This window comes from Acinetobacter sp. 3657 (assembly GCF_031456775.1).
Taxonomy (GTDB): Bacteria; Pseudomonadota; Gammaproteobacteria; order Pseudomonadales; family Moraxellaceae; genus Acinetobacter.
Genome location: NZ_JAVDVH010000007.1, coordinates 71287 through 93056 on the forward strand (window position 1 = coordinate 71287; position 21770 = coordinate 93056).

The 21770-nt window shown below is 41.1% G+C and carries 19 protein-coding genes; 8 read left to right on the forward strand and 11 right to left on the reverse strand.

The window, feature by feature from the left end:
- Positions 1 to 47: 47 nt before the first annotated feature.
- On the reverse strand, positions 48 to 1067 hold the full coding sequence (locus tag J2Y37_RS09715; protein WP_349032672.1) for an AraC family transcriptional regulator: 1020 nt from the start codon (positions 1065 to 1067) through the stop codon (positions 48 to 50).
- Positions 1068 to 1255: 188 nt separating this feature from the next.
- Here J2Y37_RS09715 and J2Y37_RS09720 point away from each other — a divergent pair, with 188 nt between their 5' ends.
- A complete protein-coding gene (locus J2Y37_RS09720) occupies positions 1256 to 2308 on the forward strand; it encodes a fatty acid desaturase (RefSeq protein ID WP_349032673.1) in 1053 nt (350 codons plus the stop codon).
- Between the two features lie 380 nt (positions 2309 to 2688).
- Positions 2689 to 4389 carry an NAD-dependent malic enzyme gene (locus J2Y37_RS09725; RefSeq protein ID WP_004670293.1) on the forward strand — a complete coding sequence of 567 codons (1701 nt, stop codon included), beginning with the start codon at positions 2689 to 2691 and terminating at the stop codon, positions 4387 to 4389.
- Positions 4390 to 4461: 72 nt separating this feature from the next.
- On the opposite strand, the gene J2Y37_RS09730 is transcribed toward J2Y37_RS09725, so the two are convergent.
- A complete protein-coding gene (locus J2Y37_RS09730) occupies positions 4462 to 5277 on the reverse strand; it encodes an IclR family transcriptional regulator C-terminal domain-containing protein (protein ID WP_349032674.1) in 816 nt (271 codons plus the stop codon).
- Positions 5278 to 5417: 140 nt separating this feature from the next.
- Between J2Y37_RS09730 and pobA the strand changes: the two genes are divergently transcribed.
- Positions 5418 to 6632 (forward strand): 4-hydroxybenzoate 3-monooxygenase, encoded by a 1215-nt coding sequence (gene pobA, locus J2Y37_RS09735; protein WP_349032675.1) that lies wholly within the window; start codon positions 5418 to 5420, stop codon positions 6630 to 6632.
- A gap of 63 nt (positions 6633 to 6695) precedes the next feature.
- On the opposite strand, the gene J2Y37_RS09740 is transcribed toward pobA, so the two are convergent.
- From J2Y37_RS09740 to J2Y37_RS09775, 8 genes are all read right to left on the reverse strand, one after another.
- Positions 6696 to 8450 carry a tannase/feruloyl esterase family alpha/beta hydrolase gene (locus J2Y37_RS09740; protein ID WP_349032676.1) on the reverse strand — a complete coding sequence of 585 codons (1755 nt, stop codon included), beginning with the start codon at positions 8448 to 8450 and terminating at the stop codon, positions 6696 to 6698.
- 33 nt (positions 8451 to 8483) lie between these two features.
- On the reverse strand, positions 8484 to 8873 hold the full coding sequence (locus J2Y37_RS09745; protein ID WP_349032677.1) for a PaaI family thioesterase: 390 nt from the start codon (positions 8871 to 8873) through the stop codon (positions 8484 to 8486).
- A 40-nt stretch (positions 8874 to 8913) separates the two neighbouring features.
- Complete coding sequence (locus J2Y37_RS09750) at positions 8914 to 9450, reverse strand: DUF3237 domain-containing protein (protein ID WP_349032678.1); 537 nt, start codon at positions 9448 to 9450, stop codon at positions 8914 to 8916.
- 58 nt (positions 9451 to 9508) lie between these two features.
- The gene (locus J2Y37_RS09755; RefSeq protein ID WP_349032679.1) at positions 9509 to 10759 is read right to left on the reverse strand and encodes an OprD family porin; all 1251 of its coding nucleotides are present in this window, start codon (positions 10757 to 10759) and stop codon (positions 9509 to 9511) included.
- An 82-nt stretch (positions 10760 to 10841) separates the two neighbouring features.
- Positions 10842 to 11981, reverse strand: coding sequence for an acyl-CoA dehydrogenase family protein (locus tag J2Y37_RS09760; protein ID WP_349032680.1), 1140 nt, complete (start codon positions 11979 to 11981; stop codon positions 10842 to 10844).
- A 73-nt stretch (positions 11982 to 12054) separates the two neighbouring features.
- Positions 12055 to 13932 (reverse strand): feruloyl-CoA synthase, encoded by a 1878-nt coding sequence (locus J2Y37_RS09765; RefSeq protein ID WP_349032681.1) that lies wholly within the window; start codon positions 13930 to 13932, stop codon positions 12055 to 12057.
- Between the two features lie 90 nt (positions 13933 to 14022).
- Positions 14023 to 15474, reverse strand: coding sequence for an aldehyde dehydrogenase (locus J2Y37_RS09770; RefSeq protein ID WP_349032682.1), 1452 nt, complete (start codon positions 15472 to 15474; stop codon positions 14023 to 14025).
- A gap of 38 nt (positions 15475 to 15512) precedes the next feature.
- A complete protein-coding gene (locus tag J2Y37_RS09775) occupies positions 15513 to 16346 on the reverse strand; it encodes a p-hydroxycinnamoyl CoA hydratase/lyase (RefSeq protein WP_241322794.1) in 834 nt (277 codons plus the stop codon).
- Between the two features lie 267 nt (positions 16347 to 16613).
- Here J2Y37_RS09775 and mhpT point away from each other — a divergent pair, with 267 nt between their 5' ends.
- From mhpT to J2Y37_RS09795, 4 genes are all read left to right on the forward strand, one after another.
- Entirely contained in the window at positions 16614 to 17843 is a 1230-nt protein-coding gene (gene mhpT / locus J2Y37_RS09780) for a 3-(3-hydroxy-phenyl)propionate transporter MhpT (protein WP_349032683.1), read from the forward strand.
- Positions 17844 to 17922: 79 nt separating this feature from the next.
- Entirely contained in the window at positions 17923 to 18390 is a 468-nt protein-coding gene (locus tag J2Y37_RS09785; RefSeq protein ID WP_241322792.1) for a MarR family transcriptional regulator, read from the forward strand.
- A gap of 302 nt (positions 18391 to 18692) precedes the next feature.
- Entirely contained in the window at positions 18693 to 19316 is a 624-nt protein-coding gene (locus J2Y37_RS09790; protein ID WP_004670295.1) for a MarC family protein, read from the forward strand.
- Between the two features lie 130 nt (positions 19317 to 19446).
- A complete protein-coding gene (locus J2Y37_RS09795) occupies positions 19447 to 19962 on the forward strand; it encodes an acyl-CoA thioesterase (protein WP_004670298.1) in 516 nt (171 codons plus the stop codon).
- Between the two features lie 125 nt (positions 19963 to 20087).
- Here J2Y37_RS09795 and J2Y37_RS09800 read toward each other — a convergent pair whose 3' ends face one another.
- A complete protein-coding gene (locus J2Y37_RS09800; RefSeq protein ID WP_004670299.1) occupies positions 20088 to 20276 on the reverse strand; it encodes a hypothetical protein in 189 nt (62 codons plus the stop codon).
- A 471-nt stretch (positions 20277 to 20747) separates the two neighbouring features.
- Here J2Y37_RS09800 and J2Y37_RS09805 point away from each other — a divergent pair, with 471 nt between their 5' ends.
- Complete coding sequence (locus tag J2Y37_RS09805; RefSeq protein ID WP_004670301.1) at positions 20748 to 21752, forward strand: GTP-binding protein; 1005 nt, start codon at positions 20748 to 20750, stop codon at positions 21750 to 21752.
- The last annotated feature ends 18 nt before the right edge of the window (positions 21753 to 21770 follow it).

Below are 21770 nucleotides of genomic sequence, written 5' to 3' on the forward strand. Positions count from 1 at the left end.
ACGGATACATCCAATCAGATGTATCCGTTTTTTTATCTATTTTATTTTTAGTGATTGGACAATGGATTGGAAATATTATTATCACGATATTTTACTGGCGAGGAATTGGTCCAACGTCGAAAAGCGCGAGAGAAACTACTCACATCAGTAAACCCGAGAATATAAGCAATTTCAGTAATACTATAAGCGATATTTTTAATATATGACATCGCCAACTCTTGTCGCGTGCTATCCAATAACTCACTAAATGTGGTTTTCTCCTCAGACAGTTTGCGTTGCAGACTGCGTATGCTTAAACCTAGACTCTTGGCAATTTCTTGTTGGTGTATTTCCCCAGTAGATAAGCGTTCAATGAGTTTTAACTTCACTCGAGCAAGGATATTTTCTTTATCAAAACGGGCGAGATAACGCATGATAATTTCATCATATTCTTGTGTCAGCTCAGGATTTGCACCATCTAAAGGCTGTTCGATGCTAGCTGTTTCAAATACGATCAAGTCTTTTGCTGCATTAAAAATGATAGGTGTTTTTAGAATACTTTGATAAGTCTCAAGATCTGCTGGTTCTGAACGACGCAGTTCGATGCATAGTGGTGAGAAATCAGAACCTTGTAACGCCCGTGAAGCTCGAATGAATACAGAAATAAAAGCGTCGATTGCTTCAGGTTGGACTTGTTCAGGCACATGGATTAAGAAATAGTGATTGCTGCCTTTGCTAAAAAATTCAAGCTCTGGAATATTGGTCACCAAACGGAAATAACGAATGATTCGCCCAAACATTTCTTTTAGAGTCACACTGGTATTCAGTGAGTTACCAAGAACATGAAAGGTATGGTGATTGACCTGACTGGCAACTTTAAGACCAAAGCAGGAGTCCTGCGTGGCTTCAACGGATAAACGCCATAAATGTGCAGTCTGCTCTAGTGAATATCTGGCATTGGGATCATTCAAAACTTGAATGTCCAAGCCTGCTTGCTTCAATAACTCTTGACTATCACAGCCTGCTTTTTCAAGGGCTTTTTGAATTGCTTTCACCCAACTGGTCAGTGCTGTTGCTGTCTGTGACATGTTATATCCTATAACGTATAAATCAGATTCCGATGACAAGTATAAAAGGTTTTACTCCAAGATTTTCTGCTTATTTTTGTGAATAACAATAAGTTGGCGTCAACAGCCAATAGTTTGGCATTTTGAGTTAAGTATATTCAAAGCGATACAAATACAGTAGGGGTATTGGAAAAACCAAGGAAAAGTTTATGAGTTACACTTACCAAGATCCATCAGGTTGGACGGACGCAGAAAAAACGGAATATATTAAAAAAGTAGTAAACGCAGAAGGTGTTGCGTTAAGAAAAAAATATTCTATTTTGAAGCATCAAAATACTATAGGTGCCCTGATTTTGGCTTTTGCTTTAGCGGGTATGGGCGTGACAGCTTACTTTTATATCGTACATCAACTCTCTGTCTGGTGGACCATTCCATTGATTGCTTTTTTTGCTTCTTTAACCCATGAGTTAGAACATGATTTGATTCACTGGATGTATTTCCGTAAAAAACCGTGGGCACATCATTTGATGATGGGATTGGTGTGGTTGGCTCGTCCAAGCACCATTAATCCATGGGCGCGCCGAGAGTTACATTTTAATCATCATAAAATGTCTGGTACCGAGCATGATATTGAAGAAAGAGCTTTAGGTAATGGCGATGTCTGGGGGATCCGCCGTTTCTTTGCGACAGGTGATAATGGGCTAGCCGTGTTATTCCGAGTCATTTCTGCGAATAACTGGACGGTACGCAAAATGATTTTGAAGCGTAGTTTCAAAGCCTATTTCCCATTAGGTATCATTCACTGGTCTCTTTGGTATGTGTTTTTGGGCTACCATGCAGTTAACTTGGTCGCAATGTTGGCAGATACTTCAATTTTATGGTCGACTACCACGTTACAAGTGATGCATGTAGTAAATATCTTAACAGTTGTTTGGATTGCACCGAATGTATTGCGTACTTTCTGCTTACATTTTGTGACCAGTAATATGCATTACTACGGCGATGTCGAGTTGGGCAATGTGATTCAGCAAACTCAAGTCCTCAAGCCATGGTGGATGATGCCATTCCAGTTATTTTGTTTTAATTTTGGTTCTACTCATGCGATTCATCACTTTGTGGTTAAAGAACCGTTTTATCTTCGACAAATGACGGCTCCTGTTGCGCACAAAGTCATGCGTGATATGGGCGTGAGATTTAATGATCTAGGCACGTTTAAACGTGCCAATCGTTGGGAAACGAAGGTCCTTTCTGAGCAAAGTTAAAGCAGTTTCGTATTGAAAAACAGATTAGAAGAGTCCTGAGTTTCTCTTTTAATCTGTATCTATTTATTCAGGTCAATTCAAGCTTTCAACAAGGCTAATGATGACTTCAGTACCATATTTTGCCTGCCGTGTTTGCTTTTGTATCCTTTTTCGATCAAAGCACGATGCTATATTCCGTAGATAACAATTTTATCAAGCGATACAAACGATCTTCGCTAAGCAACCATTTAGATTCTAAATATCATATGGCTTTACATATAACCAGATAAATACAGTTTTAGGTCGCTATTGGTGTAAATTATTGACTATGCCAAAGTTCAGTTTTTCTGAACTTGAGCGAAGAAATTTTTATATTTGACGGATAGGTTGAAGAGCGCGGTATGACAGTGAACCAAATTAAAACCAAAAAACCTTTATATATCCCTTATGCTGGAAACGCACTTTTAGAATTACCTTTGTTAAATAAAGGATCTGCTTTTTCTGAAGAAGAACGAGAAAGATTTAATCTTCATGGTCTCATACCCAACAATATCGAAAATATTGAAGAACAAACCCAACGTTCTTATCAGCAATATCTTTCTTTTGGGAGTGACATGAATAAGCATATTTATTTGCGAAATATTCAAGACACCAATGAAACCCTATTCTATAGTTTATTGAGTCAGCATTTAGATGAAATGCTGCCGATTATTTATACCCCAACGGTGGGAGAGGCTTGTCAGCGCTTCTCAGACATTTATCGTCGTCATCGCGGTATCTTTATTTCTTATGGTGAGCGTGAATATATCGACCAAATCATTCACAACGTCAATAAGAAAAACGTCAAAGTGATCGTGATTACAGATGGTGAGCGCATCCTCGGTCTAGGCGATCAAGGCATTGGTGGCATGGGGATTCCAATTGGGAAATTATCCTTATATACCGCTTGTGGTGGGATTAGTCCTGCGTATACATTGCCAATTACCATTGATGTGGGTACCAATAATCAACAGTTACTCAATGACCCGATCTATATGGGCTTGAAACAGCCTCGGATAACAGGTGAAGAATACTATCAATTTGTTGAGCAGATTATTACCGCTATTCGCCAGCGTTGGCCTGATGTATTGATCCAGTTTGAGGATTTTGCTCAACATAATGCTATGCCTTTACTGACTCAATACCGTGACAAAATTTGCTGTTTTAATGATGATATCCAAGGCACGGCAGCGGTCACTGTTGCGACTTTGATCGCGGCATCACGTGCGCAGGGCAAACAACTCAAAGATCAAACCATTACCTTTGTTGGTGCAGGTTCGGCTGGTTGTGGTATCGCTGAGCATATCGTGAGACAGATGATTGATGAAGGCTTGAGTGATCATGAGGCACGTTCACGTATCTTTATGGTGGATCGCTTTGGTTTAATGACAGACCAACAAGAAAACTTGTTGGATTTTCAGCAAAAATTGGCAACGCCAGTTGCTGCGATTCAGTCATGGGAAGGACAGGGTAAAAACATTGCCTTGTTAGATGTGGTGCAAAACGCCAAACCGAGTATTTTGATTGGCGTGTCAGGGCAGGCGGGATTGTTTAGTGAAGAAGTGATTAAAAGCTTAGCCAAATATTATAAACATCCGATTGTTTTACCGTTGTCGAATCCAACTTCTCAAGTCGAAGCACAGCCAAAAGATATTATCGAATGGACACAAGGTGCGGCGATTGTCGCGACTGGTAGCCCTTTTGCCCCTGTATTTTTCCAAGGCAAAGCGTATCCGATTGCGCAGTGTAATAACTCTTATATTTTTCCGGGTATTGGCTTAGGTGTGATAGCTTGTGGCGCGACACATATCAGTGATTCAATGCTGATGGCGGCAAGCACCGCTTTAGCCGATTGTTCACCACGATTGAAAAATGCAACAGCGGACTTATTGCCAAATATCAATGATATTCAACAGGTTTCTAAGTTTATCGCATTTAAGGTGGCAAAAGCAGCAATGGCAGATGGCTTAGCGATGCCAATGAGTAACGATCTGCTTAAAACCGTAATTGACGATAATTTCTGGACACCAGCCTATCGTCAGTATTCGCGGGTAACCTTCTAAGACGTATCTAAAGGATAAAGAACAGGCCTCCGAAAGGAGGTCTTGTACTTTATGAGCTTATATTCTAAGAATTTAAACCATGCTTCTCAACTCGTTTGCTGTATTACGGAGTAAAGGCAAGACTTGTTGAATCAAATAGTTTTCTTGAACACGATTGGTTTGAGACATACAGTTTAAAGCTGCAACAGCTTGGCCTTGAGCATTTAATACAGGCACCGCAATCGCGATGACACCAAGCTCATGCTCTTCTTTGGATAGACAGTAGTCTAATCCTGAGATTTGTTTTAAACGTTCTAAAAAGGCGGTTTCATCAGTTTCAGTAAATGCAGTTAAACGTTTCAATCCATACTTTTGAACCCAAAGCTGTTGCTGTTGTTTTTCCAATGCAGCCAATAGGACTTTGCCTGTAGAAGTTGCATGTGCTGGCAAGCGATTGCCCAAGTGCATGCCATAAGGACTAACACGGAGGTTATCTTGTTGAGGCAAATAACTCCGTGCAATAGGTACAACCTCATTTTCATCTAAGACCACTATTGAAAAAGTCAGCGTGGTCTGGGCACATAAGAGATTTAAAAAAGATTGTGCGATCTTTGGTAAATGCGCGGAACTTAAATAAGAACTTGAGAAGCGTAATACCCGATGTGTGAGCCAAAAATAATGTTCATCTGTTTCTAAATAGCCAAGATATTTTAATGTCTTTAAATATCGTCTTGCTGCTGTTCGACTGATGCCTGTGCGTTCAGCGACTTGAGTGACATTCAAACGTTGTCGATCTACACCAAAAGCTTCTAATAAACTCAGTCCTTTGCCGAGTCCTGCAATGTAGTCTTCCTGCCGAATCTGTTCGTTTAAATGGGGGTGTTGCAAATAATCATCCTGTCTAGACATCTGAACTTCCTTATCCTAGGTGAGTTTTGTCCGTATATCGGACATACTTAATGATATTCGGTTTATTTCGATTTTCGTATATAGATGCCGTACCACGCAAGCAGTAATTTAAAAGATAAGGAATGTGCAAGGATGTGGTTATGGAAATCGTTAAAACGAGGGTTGCAATTATTGGTTCGGGACCAGCAGGTTTATTACTTGGGCAACTACTTTATAAAGCTGGTATTGAACATATCATCATCGAACAGCGCAGTGCCGAGTATGTAGCTTCACGCATTCGTGCTGGAATTTTAGAGCAAGTATCTGTCGATTTATTAGAACAAGCGGGTGTGGATCAAAATCTAAAAGCGAATGGTTTACCGCACTCTGGTATTGAGATATTGACCAATGGAAAAAAACATCGTGTTGACTTGTCTTCATTAACAAAAGGCAAGCAAGTGACGGTCTATGGTCAAACCGAAGTGACCAAAGATTTAATGCAGGCCCGTGAACATGCTGAACTGATTTCATTTTATGAAGCGGAACAAGTACAAATTGATGACTTTTACACGCAGCCTAAAGTCACTTTTCATTATCAAGGAAAAGATTATCAAATTGAGTGTGACTTCATTGCAGGCTGTGATGGTTATCATGGTGTTTGTCGAGCCAGTGTGCCAGAAGATAAAATTAAGACTTTTGAGAAAGTTTATCCATTTGGCTGGTTGGGTGTTCTCGCGGATGTACCGCCCGTTGCAGATGAGTTGATTTATGTGCAGTCTGAACGAGGTTTTGCTTTATGTAGTATGCGTTCAGAAACACGTAGTCGTTATTATTTGCAGGTGCCATTAACTGATCATGTCGAAGATTGGTCAGATGAACGATTTTGGGAAGAGTTGAAACGCCGTCTAGATCCTGAAAGTCGTGAAAAGTTGGTGACTGGCGGATCTATTGAAAAAAGTATTGCACCATTACGTAGTTTTGTAACGGAACCGATGCGTTTTGGTCAGTTGTTTTTAGCCGGTGATGCAGCCCATATTGTGCCTCCGACAGGGGCGAAGGGGCTCAATCTTGCTGCTTCGGATATTGCTTATTTATCCAGTGCATTGATTGAATATTATCTTGATGGTTCGGAACAGGGTATCAATGAATATTCAGAGAAATGCTTGCAGCGGGTATGGAAAGCAGAACGGTTTTCTTGGTGGATGACCCATCTATTGCATCGTTTTGAAACCGAAAGTGAGTTTGACCATAAAATTAAACAGGCTGAATTAAGCTATATATTAAGTTCTCATGCTGGACAGACTACCTTGGCTGAGAATTATGTTGGCTTACCCTATGAAATTAAACCGTTGAGCGAACTTCAACAAGCTGGTTAATGCCGAAGACAAAAAGAGCATGTATATGCTCTTTTTGTCTTATTTAAGGGATGAAAATCAGATTTAGGGTTTACAGCTAAAGTTTTCGGCTTTTTCACTATTGCCTTGACCATTATAGCGAGTAATCAGTGGGTAAGGACAAAGTGGGCGAGTACGATCAGGCGTCCAGTCTTGCGGAAGTTCAGTATTAACTTGACCACTTGGGTTACCTGCACCGCGTGCAGTGGCAATGATTTTGTCAGGTGCTTGCCCATATTCCACCCAGTTAACTAAAGCAGTCAATGCGTCAAATTGGTCGGTGGCAATGCCATCACGGGTATGGTTCATGCCCGGAACTCTAAAGAAACGTGCAAATTCAGGTGCTGTACCTTTTGCATCATTTTTATAGCGTTGCAGCAGTTGATCGTACCAATTCTGCGTGTCATCCACAGAGAAAACGCCGTCTGCTGTGCCTTGTACCACAATCATTTTTCCACCGTGATTACGTAGTTTATCCAGATTAAGTTCATCGGGTGGCATCATGAATGACATCGAACTTTCGGTGTATACATCATTGGTTGCCGATAGTTTTGGATAGTCGGTATCGAAGTTAAAATTAAAGGCAAATTGTCTAGAGTTTTGAGTCACAGTTGGATCTGGTGGAACCTGAAACAGAATTCCGATTGCAACTGGGTCACGTGCTGTTCCCACCGAAGATTCGAATTTCCAGCTTGCCCAGTTGCTTCCCACTAAACCCGGGTCGAAAGGCTGGGTTGCATAAAGTGCTTTTCCAGCAGAGTTCACAGGGCCGCGGTAAATATTGGCTAACACATCAATTTGTTCGGTACTTAAACAGGTGCCATCTCTTGTGCTTGAGCAAATGGGTACATGTTGGTGAATATCAAAAGCTGTACGGCAAGCCTCGACATCTTGAACCAGTCCATCTGCAACACCGTCTAAGGCATCGCATCGATCTAAAATCGCTTTTGCTAATACTTTACGCTCTGCAAGTGTAAGGGCGGTACTTAAGTCATTTTCATCTGTTGCGACACGACGAAGCTGCTGCGCTGTGTAGAGTTGAGCCGCGGCTGCACGAGGTAAATGAAAACCCGGTGTGCTTGCTAAAATTCCATCATATTGGTCGCCTAAACGGGTTGCGGCAATCATAGCGTGACGACCACCATTAGAGGTGCCGCCTGCATAGGAGCGGTCTGGCAATTTACCATATGCTGTTTTAATTAGATTTTTTGCCATAGGTGTGAGCTTGATAATCGCACCATAGCCATAGTTAATTCTGGCTTGAGGATCTAAACCAAACATTGGATTTTGTGAAGCATCATGTCCGGCATCGGAAGAAATAACAGCAAAACCATCATGTAGGGCATTAGTGAGTGGACCACCGCTGCCGACCTGACCCGTTGCAGGCACTAAGTTACCATCGGTTCCACCATTGCCTTGATAGAGAAAACGGCCGTTCCAATCAACAGGTAAGCGCATTTCAAAACCAATTTGATAGGTTTGTCCATCGACAGGGCTTACACGCTGGTCCATATAACCCTTGACCAAACAATGAGTACCAATTGGTTTGTTGGCGACAGTCAATGTGCCTGCCTCTTGAAGAGTGGCCGAGCTAATCACGCTATTGTTATATTGAAATCCGAGTAAGTCTGAACAGCTTCCTGTCATTTTTACGCCCATAGCAGGAGACAACTGAGGTGGTTTGTTTGTAGAAGGAGCCGATGTGTCATCACTATCACTTCCACAGCCTGCCAAAGCGCCAAGTATGGCGAGTACTAAAGCGGAGTGGGTCAAAATTCGTTTATTGTTAGAGTCATTCATTTATTCATATCCTTATTGAATGAATGGTTGCAATTAATCTAGAACCATAAAATTAGCGGTACTTCGTGCAATCATTTTGTTGTTTTGCCAAGCTTCACTTTCGAGATTCAGTACGGTTTTACCTTGTTTAATAAAACGGCATTTTGTAATGACTTCACCTACAACACAGGGTCTTAAAAAATCCATGGTTAAGTTAATGGTGGTGGCGGGTTTACGGTCATTGGCGTGATATGCGAAAAGTCCCATCACATCATCAAGCATGGCGCAGATCATGCCGCCTTCAACGGTGCCGCGTGGATTGGTAAAGCTTTCTAGCGCTGTGTAGTGGATGGTGAGTTCAGTATTTTTGTCATTCCAATGAAGATTATGTCCACCCAAATGGTGATGGATGGGGGGTAAATGTTCTAAAGTTTTCTGATCCATAATGAAGGCTCCATCCTTTTTGTAAGTGTTATAAAAATGATTATTTCAGGGCATAGGCATCATAAATAACCGCTTTGCCCAAGCGCATTGCACTGCCTACTGCAACGGTCTGGTTAAGCCATGCATATTTAGGGGAGCTGGTTTCAAATTGCATGGTAATTTTGAAATAGTAATTTTTTGGGTCGACATCTTTGCCTTGGGCGAGCTGTTTCAGCGTTTCTGCCGAGCCATGTCGGTAACCTTTGGTTTGAAGATAAATAAGTGCACCGTCATCGGTTTCTAATAAATATCGTGTATCAATAATTGCCAGTCCTTTGCTATCAACAATTTGCCAATCTGCGCCATTATTTAAAATGCGGCCCTTAAGTGATTTTCCTTCAAATTTCCCACCTGTAATAGGAATAATTCGGCGTTTACCTGCGTCACTGGTGGTGCCCAATTCCCAAACAGGCGCATTGAGATCAACACTAAATTTTGCTAAAGGCTCAAGCTGAATAGCTGGCGGGCTATATTGGGTTTCGGCATGCGTTAGGGCAATGAGGCTCATTCCGCAGAGTAGTGTGACAACTTTCTTCATGATAAATTTCCTAAAATAAAAAAGAGGTTCTATGCATGACAGACCCTCTGGTTTTGAATTATTTAAATTTCCATGTGTAATCAATGTTGATACGGGTTTCATTTGAAGGTTTGATGTTGGCAGTGGAGAGCATGTTGTTGTCATACATGGCATAACGTGCACGCAACCCTAAATTTTTTAACCAGCCACTTTGTACGGTGTAGCCTAAGTCAAAGTCTGTTTCGCGTTCCTTTAGATTAGTTCCACCTAAGTTGGGTGCATAAATATTATGACCTGTGGTGTAACGGGTCATAAAACGTAAGCCTGGAACATAATTTTTAAAGTCATATTCATAGCGAAAGCTATAGACTTTCTCTTTTGGGTTTAAAAACTCTCCCGGCCATGTATCAATGAGTAGTCCAGTTTCACCGCCAGTCAAATACGGAAAGGCGGTGTCGCCGTGATGTTGAAAACTTCCAACAATAAATTTATGGTTTTGATGTTTGAGTTCGAAATATGCATGATAAAGATCATTATCGACTAAACCTGCTTTTGCCTGTCCATCATCGCGGCTGCGGTAGTAACGTAATTGAGAGCTAAAATTAGTGGTGTCATTAATTTTGTGTTGGTGTAAGGCACCGACCATGGTCTGGTTATAAAGATCATCAACATCCATATAGAACGCTGTGAGCTTGATTGCTGGATCAAGCTGATAGTTCCCACCTAAATAATAGAGCCCATCAGTTTCGGCACCTTTAAAACGTCCATTTACGCCTGAGATTTTAATTTTTTCATGATCGGTGGAATCACGGTGATTGACGCGATTAATATAAGCAGCTTGTAGATCTAAATTTTGGAAGTCTTTGGATTCAAGGGAAATACCTCGATAAGTCTGTGGTAACAAGCGGGCAGGTGAGGCAACTAGAACAGGATTCATTGGTCTTAAGGTGCCGACTTTGAGTTCAGTTTGGCTCATTTTAGCTTTTGCTGTGACACCAATTTGTCCATAAGAGTTAGCAGGTTCATTGGTGACGGCATTTCTAAGTAAATTGCCCGTGCCTGCGTGCTCGGCATCGGCATCGAGTTTGAAGCCTGCTGTTGCAAGAATATCTAATCCAAAACCAATGGTGCCTTCGGTATAGCCTGAATTGGCTTTTAGAATAAACCCTTGTGTCCAATCTTTTGCTGCGGGATATCTCGACTCCTCTTGATAATCTCGATCAAAATAAAAGTTTCGTGTGGTGAGCTCTACTGAACTGTTGTCAATAAAATTGCCTGCATACACTGAACCTGAGAGCATTAAGGTAGAGTAGATCCATAATTTCGACATGGTATTTCTTCCTGAAAATAGCATTGTTGTTTTTCCATAAGGCTTGATTGTTATGTCTGCCTTGCTGGTGGGTTAAATCGAATTATTTTCCTAACATTTCACGGGCGACGATTTCTTTCATGATTTCGTTAGTGCCCCCGTAAATTTTTTGTACCCGCGCATCCACAAAAAAGCGTGAAATCGGGTATTCCTGCATATAACCGTAGCCGCCAAAAAGCTGAAGTAATTGGTCAATCACTTCACACTGGACATCGGTGATAAAGCATTTCAATGCGGCAACTTGAGTGACGCTTAACTGGTGTTGTTGATAAAGCGCTGCACATTGCTCTACAAAAGCTTGGGCGGCTTTGGCTTTGATTTGCGCGTTAGCGAGTACAAAGCGCGTGTTTTGCATTTGACTTAAGGGTTGTCCGAAAGCTTTACGCTCTAGTACATAGTCTTTGGTGATTTCGATAGCACCTAAAATTGAGCCCAAAGCCATCATGGAAATGCTTAAACGTTCGCGAGGTAACTCTTGCATTAAATAGGCAAAGCCTTGTCCTTCTTCACCTAAACGATGGTTGGTAGGAACAAGAACATCATCAAAGAATAGTTCGGCTGTATCTTGGGCATGTAGTCCGATTTTTTGTAAAGAGCGGCCTTTTTTTACGCCGTCTAAAGCGGCATCGACTAGAAGAATCGAAATACCTTTTGCTTTGGCTTGCGGATTGGTTTTTGCCACCAGAACGATCAGGTCAGCGTGCAAACCATTTGAAATAAATGTCTTTGAACCATTAATACGGTAGTGGTCATTTTCTAAAATAGCTTGAGTGCGTATGGCCTGTAAGTCTGAACCGGCATTGGCCTCTGTCATGGCTATTGCAGTGACGACTTCACCTGTCACCATTTTCGGTAACCAATAACGTTTTTGCGCTTCAGTTCCAATATTTTGCAGGTAAGGAGAAATCAGCTCATTTTGCCCACCAATGGCAACAGCTAAAGATGCAAAGCCAGCTTGAGCAGTTTCTTGAACCAGCATGAGGGAGTAATGAACAGGAGCACCGTAACCGCCATATTCCTCGGGTACATCGACACACAAAAAACCATTTTCCCCAAGACGAAGCCATAAGTCGCGAGGGATCAAGCCATCGTGTTCCCATTGTTCATAATACGGAGCAACTTGTTCTTTTAAAAACCTTCGGTAACTATCCCGAAATAGTTCAAATTCTGTGTCGTGTGGCATGCTGAACCTTTTTTAGGCAAAAGTGAGGCTAAGGCCCAAACCGAAGTTTGAGCTTCCTTTTTATTTCAATTGTTTATTGCTTTATGGTGGGCACTCTGATGATGAGTGGATTATCAGTCTGCTTTTGATAAAGCTCATCAATTAAAGCGGCACGACGTTTGGTAATATTGCTTTGATTGAGGTTGCCTTTATCGGTCACTTCACCTGCATCGAGTTGAGGTGGTTCGGTCATTAAATAAAGCATGGAAACGGTATTTGAACTGCCAGTCGCATCTTTATTAAATGTCGTTAAAAATTGACGGAACCATTGCAGGACTTTTGGGTGCTGTAATATCTCTGATGCAGAATGTTCAGCAAGCGGAAGGCCTGCATATTGAGCACAAGCGTCTAATTTTGGAAAAATCAGAAAACCGACAGCATTCAGGTTTGAACCGGTAATACAAACATCTTGAACCAGTAAATTACCTTGAATCAGCACTTTGTTGCGTAGTGTGCCCACATTCACAAAAGTACCTGTATTAAGTTTAAAGTCTTCGGCAATTCGCCCGTCATACATCAAGCCTTTGGTTGGATCATTTGCATCGACTAAACGAACAGCATCACCCGTATGGAAAAAGCCTTCATCATCAAACACAGTACTTTGTTGGTCCGCCTTTAAGCGCCAATAGCCTTTCATGACATGTTTGCCACGAACACAGAACTCAAGTTTGTCGCCACATGGAACCAGCTTAATTTCACATCCAGGAGCAGGGTAACCAATAAAGCCAGCCATCACGCGTGGGCCAGTGGTAAAAGCACATGATGGTGCAGTTTCAGTCATTCCCAATCCGCTCATGATGCGAATTTTCTCTCCGCAATGTTGCTGAGCAATTTTATCGAGTCGGTTCCAGCCTGCTTCTGAAAGCGCTGCACCTGCAAAGAATAAAATTTTAACTTTGGCAAAAAAGCGGTCTCTTAATTCTTCATCTTTTTCTAAAGCTTCGGTGAGTTCTTCCCAACCTTTTGGCACATTTAAATAAACGGTTGGCGAAATTTCTTTGAGATTACGAATGGTTTCGTCGAATTTTCCTGCAACAGGTTTGCCATCATCAATGTAAATCGTGCCACCGTTATAAAGTGCAATTCCGACATTATGACTGCCGCCAAAGGTATGATGCCAAGACAACCAGTCGAGGAGTACAGGTGGTGTTTCTTCAAACTCAGGAAAAGTCTGCAACAGCATTTGCTGATTAACACACAGCATTAAATGCGTGGTTGGTACAGCTTTAGGGAGTTTAGTCGAGCCAGAAGTAAACAAAAATTTAGCAATTTGGTTTTCATCAAAGGTTTGATAAAACTCTTGAACATTTGAAACTGGCGTATCTAATAGCGACTGAAAAGATGTGCAGATCTGATCGCCCACAATCCCTTTATTCGTGACCACTTCAATGTCGGATGTAATACATGCCTGAATGGCTTTGGCAAAGGCTTGTCCATCGCTGGCATAGACCATGCCTGGTGTAAGCACTTCAAACACATGTTTAAGTTTGCCAAAGTCTTGAGAAATCAGAGAGTAGGCAGGGGAAATGGCCGAGAACGGTACACCTGCCAGCATGGCGCCCATCGAGAGTGTCAAATGTTCGAGATCATTGCCACTTAAAATGACCAGCGGTCTTTCTTGGCTTAAGTTACGTTCATGTAAAGCCTGAGCGATGTGCCATGCACGTTGTAAAACTTCTGCATAGCTCAGTTTGACCCATTCTCCTTGAGCATTGCGTTTTGCAGCAAAAATATGCTCAGGTTTGGTTTGGGCAAAATGGATTAACCGATCTGTCAGTTTTTGTGGATATGGTTTTAATTGCTCTTTTGGGCTGATATAGAGCATGTCATCTTTATGGTGATAATGAATATCATGTTGCCCTAATTTTACGAACCGTTCGCGGTCTTGTGATTGAGTGGCATTCATTTGCATTTCTTTCACTCCATGGCAAGCGCATCACTGCGCCTTATTTTTTGCATCATGCAATTTATATTTAATATGTCGTTTTCCGCATTAGTCCGATTAAATCGGGTAATGGCGTGATTGGGTCTGAATGGTGATCCAGCGTAGTTCGGTAAATTCGGCAACAGAGACTTTACTACCAAAACGTCCGTAACCACTCGATTTTGTTCCGCCAAATGGCATTTGAGCTTCGTCATGTACGGTTGCGCCGTTAATATGACAAATACCCGAATCAATCTGTTTAGCAACGTCTAAGGCTTGCGAAATATTTTGGCTAAACACTGCTGAAGACAGACCGAACTCGCTGTCATTTGCCAGTGCTACAGCTTCTTCGATGCTTGAAAAACGTTGAACTGTGCATACAGGTCCAAATGATTCTTCGCGGTAAAGCAGCATGTCAGGTTTAATATTGAGTACCAATGTCGGTTGCATGGAGGTGTCTTCAATATGAATGCCTAAAGGTAAGTCAGCACCTTTGTTTTGAGCATCTTCCAGCAAATGTTGAATACGGCTTGCAGCGCGACGACTTTCCAAGACACCCAATACACTTTCTTGGGTGGTTGGATCACCCGCTTGAATGGAGCGCGTTTTTTCAATCAGTTTTTCAATGAACTGATCAGCAATATCGTCTTGAACCAATACTCGTTCAGTCGACATACAAATTTGCCCCTGATTAAAGAAAGCGCCAAAAGCCACAGCATTTACGGCTTCATTAATGTCTGCATCATTTAAAACCACAACAGGCGCTTTACCACCCAGTTCGAGTAAAACCGGTTTTAAATATTTTGCAGCAGTCTCTGCAATAATTTTTCCGACTTTGGTTGAACCCGTAAAATTAATGCGCTTCACCGCTGGATGAGATACTAAACGTTCCACGATTTGTGGTGCGTCTTCGGCGGCGTGAGTAATCACATTCACCACACCTTCACCTAGACCTGCTTCATGTAAAACTTCACCGATCAGGCGATGGGTGGCAGGACAAGCCTCCGATGCTTTTAATACAACTGTGTTACCACAAGCCAGCGGCATGGCAAGCGCACGGGTTGCCAAAATGACCGGAGCGTTCCAAGGTGCAATGCCAACAATGACACCGCAAGGAACCCGCACACCCATTGCAAGATTGCCTGGCACATCTGACGGAATTAGACTGCCATCAATTTGTGTGGTCATGGCTGCGGCTTCGCGTAGCATATTTGCAGCAAGGTGGACATTGAACCCATACCAAGTTGCAGTTGAACCCGTTTCTTGCATTCCAATTTGGATGAATTGTTCAGTTTTTTTGTCCATCAAATCAGCTGCTTTTAATAAGCGTAAACGGCGTTCGGTGGGCGAGAGTTTCGACCAAACCGTAAAAGCCTGTTGTGCAGAATCGATGGCACGATCAACATCATCCAAGGTCGCAGCAGCAGATTGAGAGGCCACGCTACCGTCAATTGGGCTAATACGTTCAAAGGTAGCTTGATTAGAAGCAGCACAAGCTTGACCGTGAATAAGTAACTGTACATTTTGCATGGGTTGTATCCTTACTTTGCCATTAGAAAAATCAAAAGTTAACCAGTACGCTTATAACTTTGTAAACCTGGTTTAATTGATTTTTCATCTAAAAATTGTTTCAGACCTTCTTGGCGTCCATTTTCAGTATCACGATGAATACATTGATCCAACTTGGCATATAAGTAATCTTCGTTTTGATCCCACGTCAGTTCACGGCAACGTTTGAAACCATTTTTAGCAGTACGTAGCACTACAGGATTTTTTTCAAGCAGATTGTTAGCAAGCTCGGTAACCTCTGCTTTGAGTTGAGCCAGTGGCACACTTTTGTTAATTAGTCCCATTGTTTCAGCTTCTTTGCCACTAAAGGTTTTTCCAGTCATGATGTAATACAACGATGCACGATGACCGACCGTATCAGCCATTGCCTTGCTAACCAAATTACCTGGTGGAATACCCCAGTTAATTTCAGATAGTCCAAAAGTTGCTTCATCTGCTGCGATAGCAAGATCGCATGCGACAAGAGGGGAAAAACCACCACCGAAACACCATCCATTGACCATTGCAATAGTTGGTTTTGAATACATGCGGAGAAGCTGCCACTGCCAGCGACATGAGTCACGACGAATGCGTTCTTGGAAGATCTCAGGCTGTGTATCTACTTCACGGAAATACTCTTTTAAATCCATTCCTGCCGTCCATGAATCACCTGCACCAGTGAGCACCAATACTCGTGCATCTAGATCAAGCTCTAAGGTCTCAAGTACATCGATCATTTCTCGGTTTAGTGTTGGACTCATAGCATTCTTTTTTTCTGGTCGATTCAATGTAACCCATGCGATTCCATTCTCAACGTTTACATCTACAGTTTCCCAGCGGTTTTCATATGTCATGGTTAGACTCCTTGAAGTGACATTTGTTTGTTCTAAGATTTAATTTAATATCAGTTAAACTTACATTCAAGTCTTTTTTGGAATTTATTTAAATAATTTTTTAATTGACTGATTTTTAATAATATTAATAATTTTAAATTTTATTTTTTAAATTTTTATTAAAAATATATTGATTTTTTGATAAGTTTAACTGATATTTTTGGGGTGTTTAATAAACAATACACAAAAAAGGCTGAATGGATAGATTGGTCGAAAAAGGACAAAGTAATGGAAAAAATATTAGGACGGTCTGGCAGTGCAAAAATAACCTTACTGCTCTGTTTCGCAATTGCAATTTTTGAAGGCTTCGACCTTCAATCGATGGGCGTTGCAGCACCACGCATGCGTGCAGAATTTATGTTGGACAATGCGCAAATGGCTTGGGCATTTAGTGCTGCGATTTTGGGTACGCTACCGGGTGCTATACTTGGTGGGCGATTGGCAGATATTATTGGAAGAAAGAAAATTCTGATCTCGAGCATTTTGCTGTTCGGAATAATGTCTTTACTCACGGCGTTTGCTGCTGATTATAATTTACTACTGTTGATTCGCTTCTTGACGGGATTGGGCATGGGCGGTGCATTGCCGATTATGATTACGATGGCTTCAGAAGCTGTATCAGATCAGTATAAGGGCACAGCTGTAAGCATAATGTATAGTGGTATTCCTTTCGGTGGATTACTTACCTCGGTCGTGGCCATGTTGTTGGCGGGTGATAGTGAATGGCGTCATATTTTTTACATTGGTGGTATTGCACCAATTTTATTGATTCCTTTGATTATTAAATATTTGCCTGAATCGAGTGATTATTTACAACGCAGAACACAACATCAAACTGCAATTCCATTTTTTGAGGTTTTATTTGCGAAAGAACGCCGTATGTCGACGATCCAGATCTGGATCAGTTTCTTCTGTACATTGGTGGTTTTGTATTTTTTACTCAATTGGCTGCCGTTGCTCATGGGCGCACAAGGTTTATCCAAGTTTGAGGCCAATTATGTCCAAATGGGCTATAACATTGGTGGTATTTTTGGATCAATCCTTATGGGGGTTATGTTAGATAAATTGCGCATGAGCTTTGTAATTAAGTTGATCTATACGGGGATTCTATTCTCATTATGCTGTCTATCCATTTCGCCAACGGTTGCTTTACTGGTACTTTCGGCAATTGGTTGTGGTTTATTTATTGTCGGTGGGCAGTCTGCATTGTATGGTTTAGCTGCGATGTACTATCCAACAGAGATGCGTGGTACTGGCGTGGGTTCAGCGGTGGCAATTGGTCGCATTGGCTCATTTGCTGGACCGCTCATGGCGGGTTTCCTGCTATCACTTGGTCAAAGTTCCACAATTGTGATTGGTGCAAGTATCCCAATCATTTTAATTGCAGCGATCTCTGCTTTGTTGCTTGTCAAAAAGCCTAAACAGCCTGTACATTTAGTACAAAGCACGACGACTTAGTAAGTTTTAAATCCTAAAGGAAGTATGTGGCTTTTGCTTCATACTTCCTTTACATACCATTTTTGATGAAAGATAAATTATGGCGCGTTCGAGTTTAGTTCCAAAGAAAATACAGGATGAACCGAGACTAAGTTATATGATTGCTCGTGTTGATCGCATTATCAGTAAACATTTAACTGAGCAATTAAAACATCTCAATATCAGTTTACCTCAATTTACGGCATTGTCTGTTCTTGCGTCTAAAAGTAACCTGTCAAATGCTAAGTTGGCTGAGCGTTCATTTATCAAGCCGCAATCTGCCAATAAAATTCTGCAAGATTTATTTAGCAATGGTTGGATAGAAAAAACACCAGATCCTACTCATGGTCGTCGTATCTTGGTCACACTGACCCAAAGCGGTTTAAACAAATTGAATGAGTGCAATATTGTAGTTGAGAAAGTTGAACAAAAAATGCTGCAAGGAATCGATATCAATTTGGCATATTTAATTCGAAATAATTTGGAAGAGATGGTCAATAATCTTAAAGCTGACGAATTTATACCGTAATTTATAGACGGTATTTTACTGGGTAACGCTTTTCCAAGAGATTTACATTTCCAATACTACTCATATACATGCAATACAAATTAAAAGCGCGGGCGTATGTGAAAATGATAACAACTATTTAATTTTTATAGTCTTAGGGGACGTGCTGTGAAAAAAATATTGAAACGAGTACGGCTGTTAATTTAACTAAAGATGACTAACTCAGTGATGTGATTAAAAGTTCTAATAAAACGTTTAATCACTCATCTCGCCGTGTTTAAATTGTTCAGTAAAATATTAATATTGTAAGGCCAAGAGTTTATATGTTTTCTTCTTATGTTCATGCTTTTGCGTTGTTTTTCGCATTGTTAAATCCCTTCCTTATGAGTGTCTATATGGTTGGGATTATCCGAAATACTGATGTAACGGTATTTAATAAAGCCCTTATTCAAGGGAGCTTGATTGCCTTTATTGTGTTTGTTTTATTTGCTTGGGGTGGCGAGAATATTTTCAGTAAATATTTAAATGTCCGTTTTGAGTCTTTTCAAATTTTTGGTGGCTTAATTTTCTTAGTGATTGGCTATCGTTATGTATTTCAGGGGGCTGATACCATCGGTGAAATGCGCGGTGCACCTGAGCACTTAGCTGGAACGATTGCGATGCCATTTATGATTGGGCCAGGAACGATTAGTGCGGCAGTGGTCACGGGAGTGACCTTACCTTTTACAGCTGCGGTTGCTGTGATCGCTGTTACCTTGTTCTTGACCTGTAGTATTTTGATTTTAATGAAATATGGGCATGATCATTTACGCTATAAACATGCAAAATACATTGACCGTTATTTTGATATCGTGGGGCGCTTAGCTGCATTGCTCATCGGGACCATTGCGGTTGATATGATCGTCAATGGGGTATTTGGTCTCATGAATTCCGCAAATTTAAGTTAGAAATACGTTCTCGTGATAGGTAAAACAATCGCTCCTCGAGCAAGCGACAGTGTTTGATTGATTTAGATATATGTTTGCGATCATGAATGAGTGATAATAGTGGTGCTGTTTTCCGCTATGAGTCCCAAACATGGATCAACTAGATCAATTCCATCAGACGCCTGATGATCAATCAGAGCTTACAATGTCGGTTTTGATGACACCAGATATGGCAAACTTTTCTGGTAATGTACATGGTGGCGCTATTTTAAAACTGCTTGACCAAGTCGCTTATGCTTGCGCTAGTCGTTATTCAGGCAGTTACGTGGTGACGCTATCTGTTGATAAAGTCAATTTTAAAGAACCCATTTATGTTGGTGAATTGGTGACATTCTTAGCGAGTGTAAACCATGTTGGCCGTACTTCAATGGAAATAGGGATTCGCGTCGAAGCTCAAAATATTCAAAAACGTAGTATCAGACATACGAACACCTGTTATTTCACCATGGTTGCTGTTGATGAACAGCGCCAACCGAAACAAGTTCCATCTTTAAAATTAGATACTGATTGGAAGCGTTGTCGTTTCGAAGCAGCAGAGCAACGGAAAGAAAGGCGCCTACAAGAAGTTCATCAACCCTCATGCAGTATGTTTAAGTCTTCGCCTTAATTTTTATTTAGCCCATAAAAAAGATCGAACCGCAGCATGGTTCGATCTTTTTTTATTTATTATGAAATAGGATCAAATCATAATAAATCGATTTAAAAAAGCAGAGGTAGCTTTTAAAATCTATATTAGTTTGCTACTGGTTCAGATGCAGGAGCAGCTTCGCTTGTTGCATCAGTCGCTGGTTGTTCTTGAGTTGAAACAACAACACGGTCTTCAGTTTGTGCTTCAGTTTGAACTTCGTTAGCTGACGCAGCAAATGTAGTCGCAGCAGCAAGAGTAAGCGTCGTAGCAAGAAGTGTTTTGATAAGTTTCATTGTTGGCATCCTTTAATTTCAGTTTCATTAAAAACAGCCTGATTTGTAGATAAGCCACAAATCAAGACATGTGCTCATGCTATGTGCCAAATCTATTTACGGCAATAACCTTAACAATCTATTACGCCAAGCTTAACAATTTGAAATATTGAAGGACTTTATGTGGTTACTCTGTAAATGAATAGCCAATTATTGCGTGCTAAAATGTATGGAAATATGTTTTTTTGGATAAAAAATAAACTAACTGTTTACGCAGATTAAACATTGCTAGTGAGTTCATTAGAATTACTTAATTGAATAAACCATTCATATTTGTATTTTGAATAAGGTTATTAGATTAACTATGTGATGGTGGTCTCGTTAATATATTTAAGTGAGCCTTTATTAAGGTTTGGTTGTTTGATCGCTGATTATTTCTTTTCCTGTTTTTTTCGCATTACAATGCAATAAATCTTTGTTCCTGAGTATGTCGTGAAATTCATTTCGCCCAAAGCAGTTCCAACACATATTATTTCTGGCTTTTTAGGTGCAGGGAAGACCACATTATTACAGCATTTATTAGCACAAAAACCTGAGCATGAAGTTTGGGCGATTTTGATGAACGAGTTCGGGCAGATAGGGGTCGATCAACAACTAATCAGCCAACAGGATGGTTATACCGTCAAAGAATTGTTGGGCGGTTGTTTGTGTTGTAGCAGTCAATTGCCGATGCAAATTGCGTTGGCGCGGTTATTAAGTGAAAGCAAACCCGATCGGTTATTCATTGAACCAACGGGCTTGGGGCATCCAGCACAATTACTCGATCAGCTAACAGAGCCACATTGGCAGAGTAGTCTAGAAATGCGTGCACTGGTGATCGTGATTGATGGCAGTCGTTTGCATGACCATGATTGGGTACAGCAGAATCTGTATACCGACCAGCTCAAAGCGGCACAAATTGTTGTATTGTCCCATATTGATTGTATGACCGAAGCCGACCAACAAGCATATTTAGCTCTAAAACAAGAATATCAGACTTATGTTCAGCATTGGATCGAAGCGGAGCATGGACGGGTAGAGCTGGGGCAGCTTGATCTTGTTCAGCAACCTTTGCAACGAAAAATCCAACCTTTACTCCGATTGCAAAAAATACAGCTCGGTGATGCTGCGGAACAAGAAATCAAACAGTTGCCCTACCATTATATTGAAACTGCGCAAGGATTTACGGTCGCTGGTTGGAAGTTTTCCAAACGTTGGCAATTCAACTTTTATGATTTATTGGATCTATTGTGCGCACAGCAGGATTGGGTTCGGATCAAAGGAATATTTAATACCGATCAAGGCTGGAAAAGTTTTAATTTCAATCCGCAACAGTTTAACTATAAGTCGGTAGAAGCAAGTATTGATAATCGAATAGAAATCATTTGTCAGGTGCAACAGGACTGGTTTGAGTTTGAAAAACAACTCTTGGCGTGTCGCCTAGATGAGTCGAGTTGATTCACAAATCGCATCATT

Coding starts and splice junctions, on each gene's coding strand:
- J2Y37_RS09715 (WP_349032672.1), bottom strand. CDS start 1,067: ATGTCACAGACAGCAACAGCACTGACCAGTTGGGTGAAAGCAATTCAA.
- J2Y37_RS09720 (WP_349032673.1), top strand. CDS start 1,256: ATGAGTTACACTTACCAAGATCCATCAGGTTGGACGGACGCAGAAAAA.
- J2Y37_RS09725 (WP_004670293.1), top strand. CDS start 2,689: ATGACAGTGAACCAAATTAAAACCAAAAAACCTTTATATATCCCTTAT.
- J2Y37_RS09730 (WP_349032674.1), bottom strand. CDS start 5,277: ATGTCTAGACAGGATGATTATTTGCAACACCCCCATTTAAACGAACAG.
- pobA (WP_349032675.1), top strand. CDS start 5,418: ATGGAAATCGTTAAAACGAGGGTTGCAATTATTGGTTCGGGACCAGCA.
- J2Y37_RS09740 (WP_349032676.1), bottom strand. CDS start 8,450: ATGAATGACTCTAACAATAAACGAATTTTGACCCACTCCGCTTTAGTA.
- J2Y37_RS09745 (WP_349032677.1), bottom strand. CDS start 8,873: ATGGATCAGAAAACTTTAGAACATTTACCCCCCATCCATCACCATTTG.
- J2Y37_RS09750 (WP_349032678.1), bottom strand. CDS start 9,450: ATGAAGAAAGTTGTCACACTACTCTGCGGAATGAGCCTCATTGCCCTA.
- J2Y37_RS09755 (WP_349032679.1), bottom strand. CDS start 10,759: ATGTCGAAATTATGGATCTACTCTACCTTAATGCTCTCAGGTTCAGTG.
- J2Y37_RS09760 (WP_349032680.1), bottom strand. CDS start 11,981: ATGCCACACGACACAGAATTTGAACTATTTCGGGATAGTTACCGAAGG.
- J2Y37_RS09765 (WP_349032681.1), bottom strand. CDS start 13,932: ATGCAAATGAATGCCACTCAATCACAAGACCGCGAACGGTTCGTAAAA.
- J2Y37_RS09770 (WP_349032682.1), bottom strand. CDS start 15,474: ATGCAAAATGTACAGTTACTTATTCACGGTCAAGCTTGTGCTGCTTCT.
- J2Y37_RS09775 (WP_241322794.1), bottom strand. CDS start 16,346: ATGACATATGAAAACCGCTGGGAAACTGTAGATGTAAACGTTGAGAAT.
- mhpT (WP_349032683.1), top strand. CDS start 16,614: ATGGAAAAAATATTAGGACGGTCTGGCAGTGCAAAAATAACCTTACTG.
- J2Y37_RS09785 (WP_241322792.1), top strand. CDS start 17,923: ATGGCGCGTTCGAGTTTAGTTCCAAAGAAAATACAGGATGAACCGAGA.
- J2Y37_RS09790 (WP_004670295.1), top strand. CDS start 18,693: ATGTTTTCTTCTTATGTTCATGCTTTTGCGTTGTTTTTCGCATTGTTA.
- J2Y37_RS09795 (WP_004670298.1), top strand. CDS start 19,447: ATGGATCAACTAGATCAATTCCATCAGACGCCTGATGATCAATCAGAG.
- J2Y37_RS09800 (WP_004670299.1), bottom strand. CDS start 20,276: ATGAAACTTATCAAAACACTTCTTGCTACGACGCTTACTCTTGCTGCT.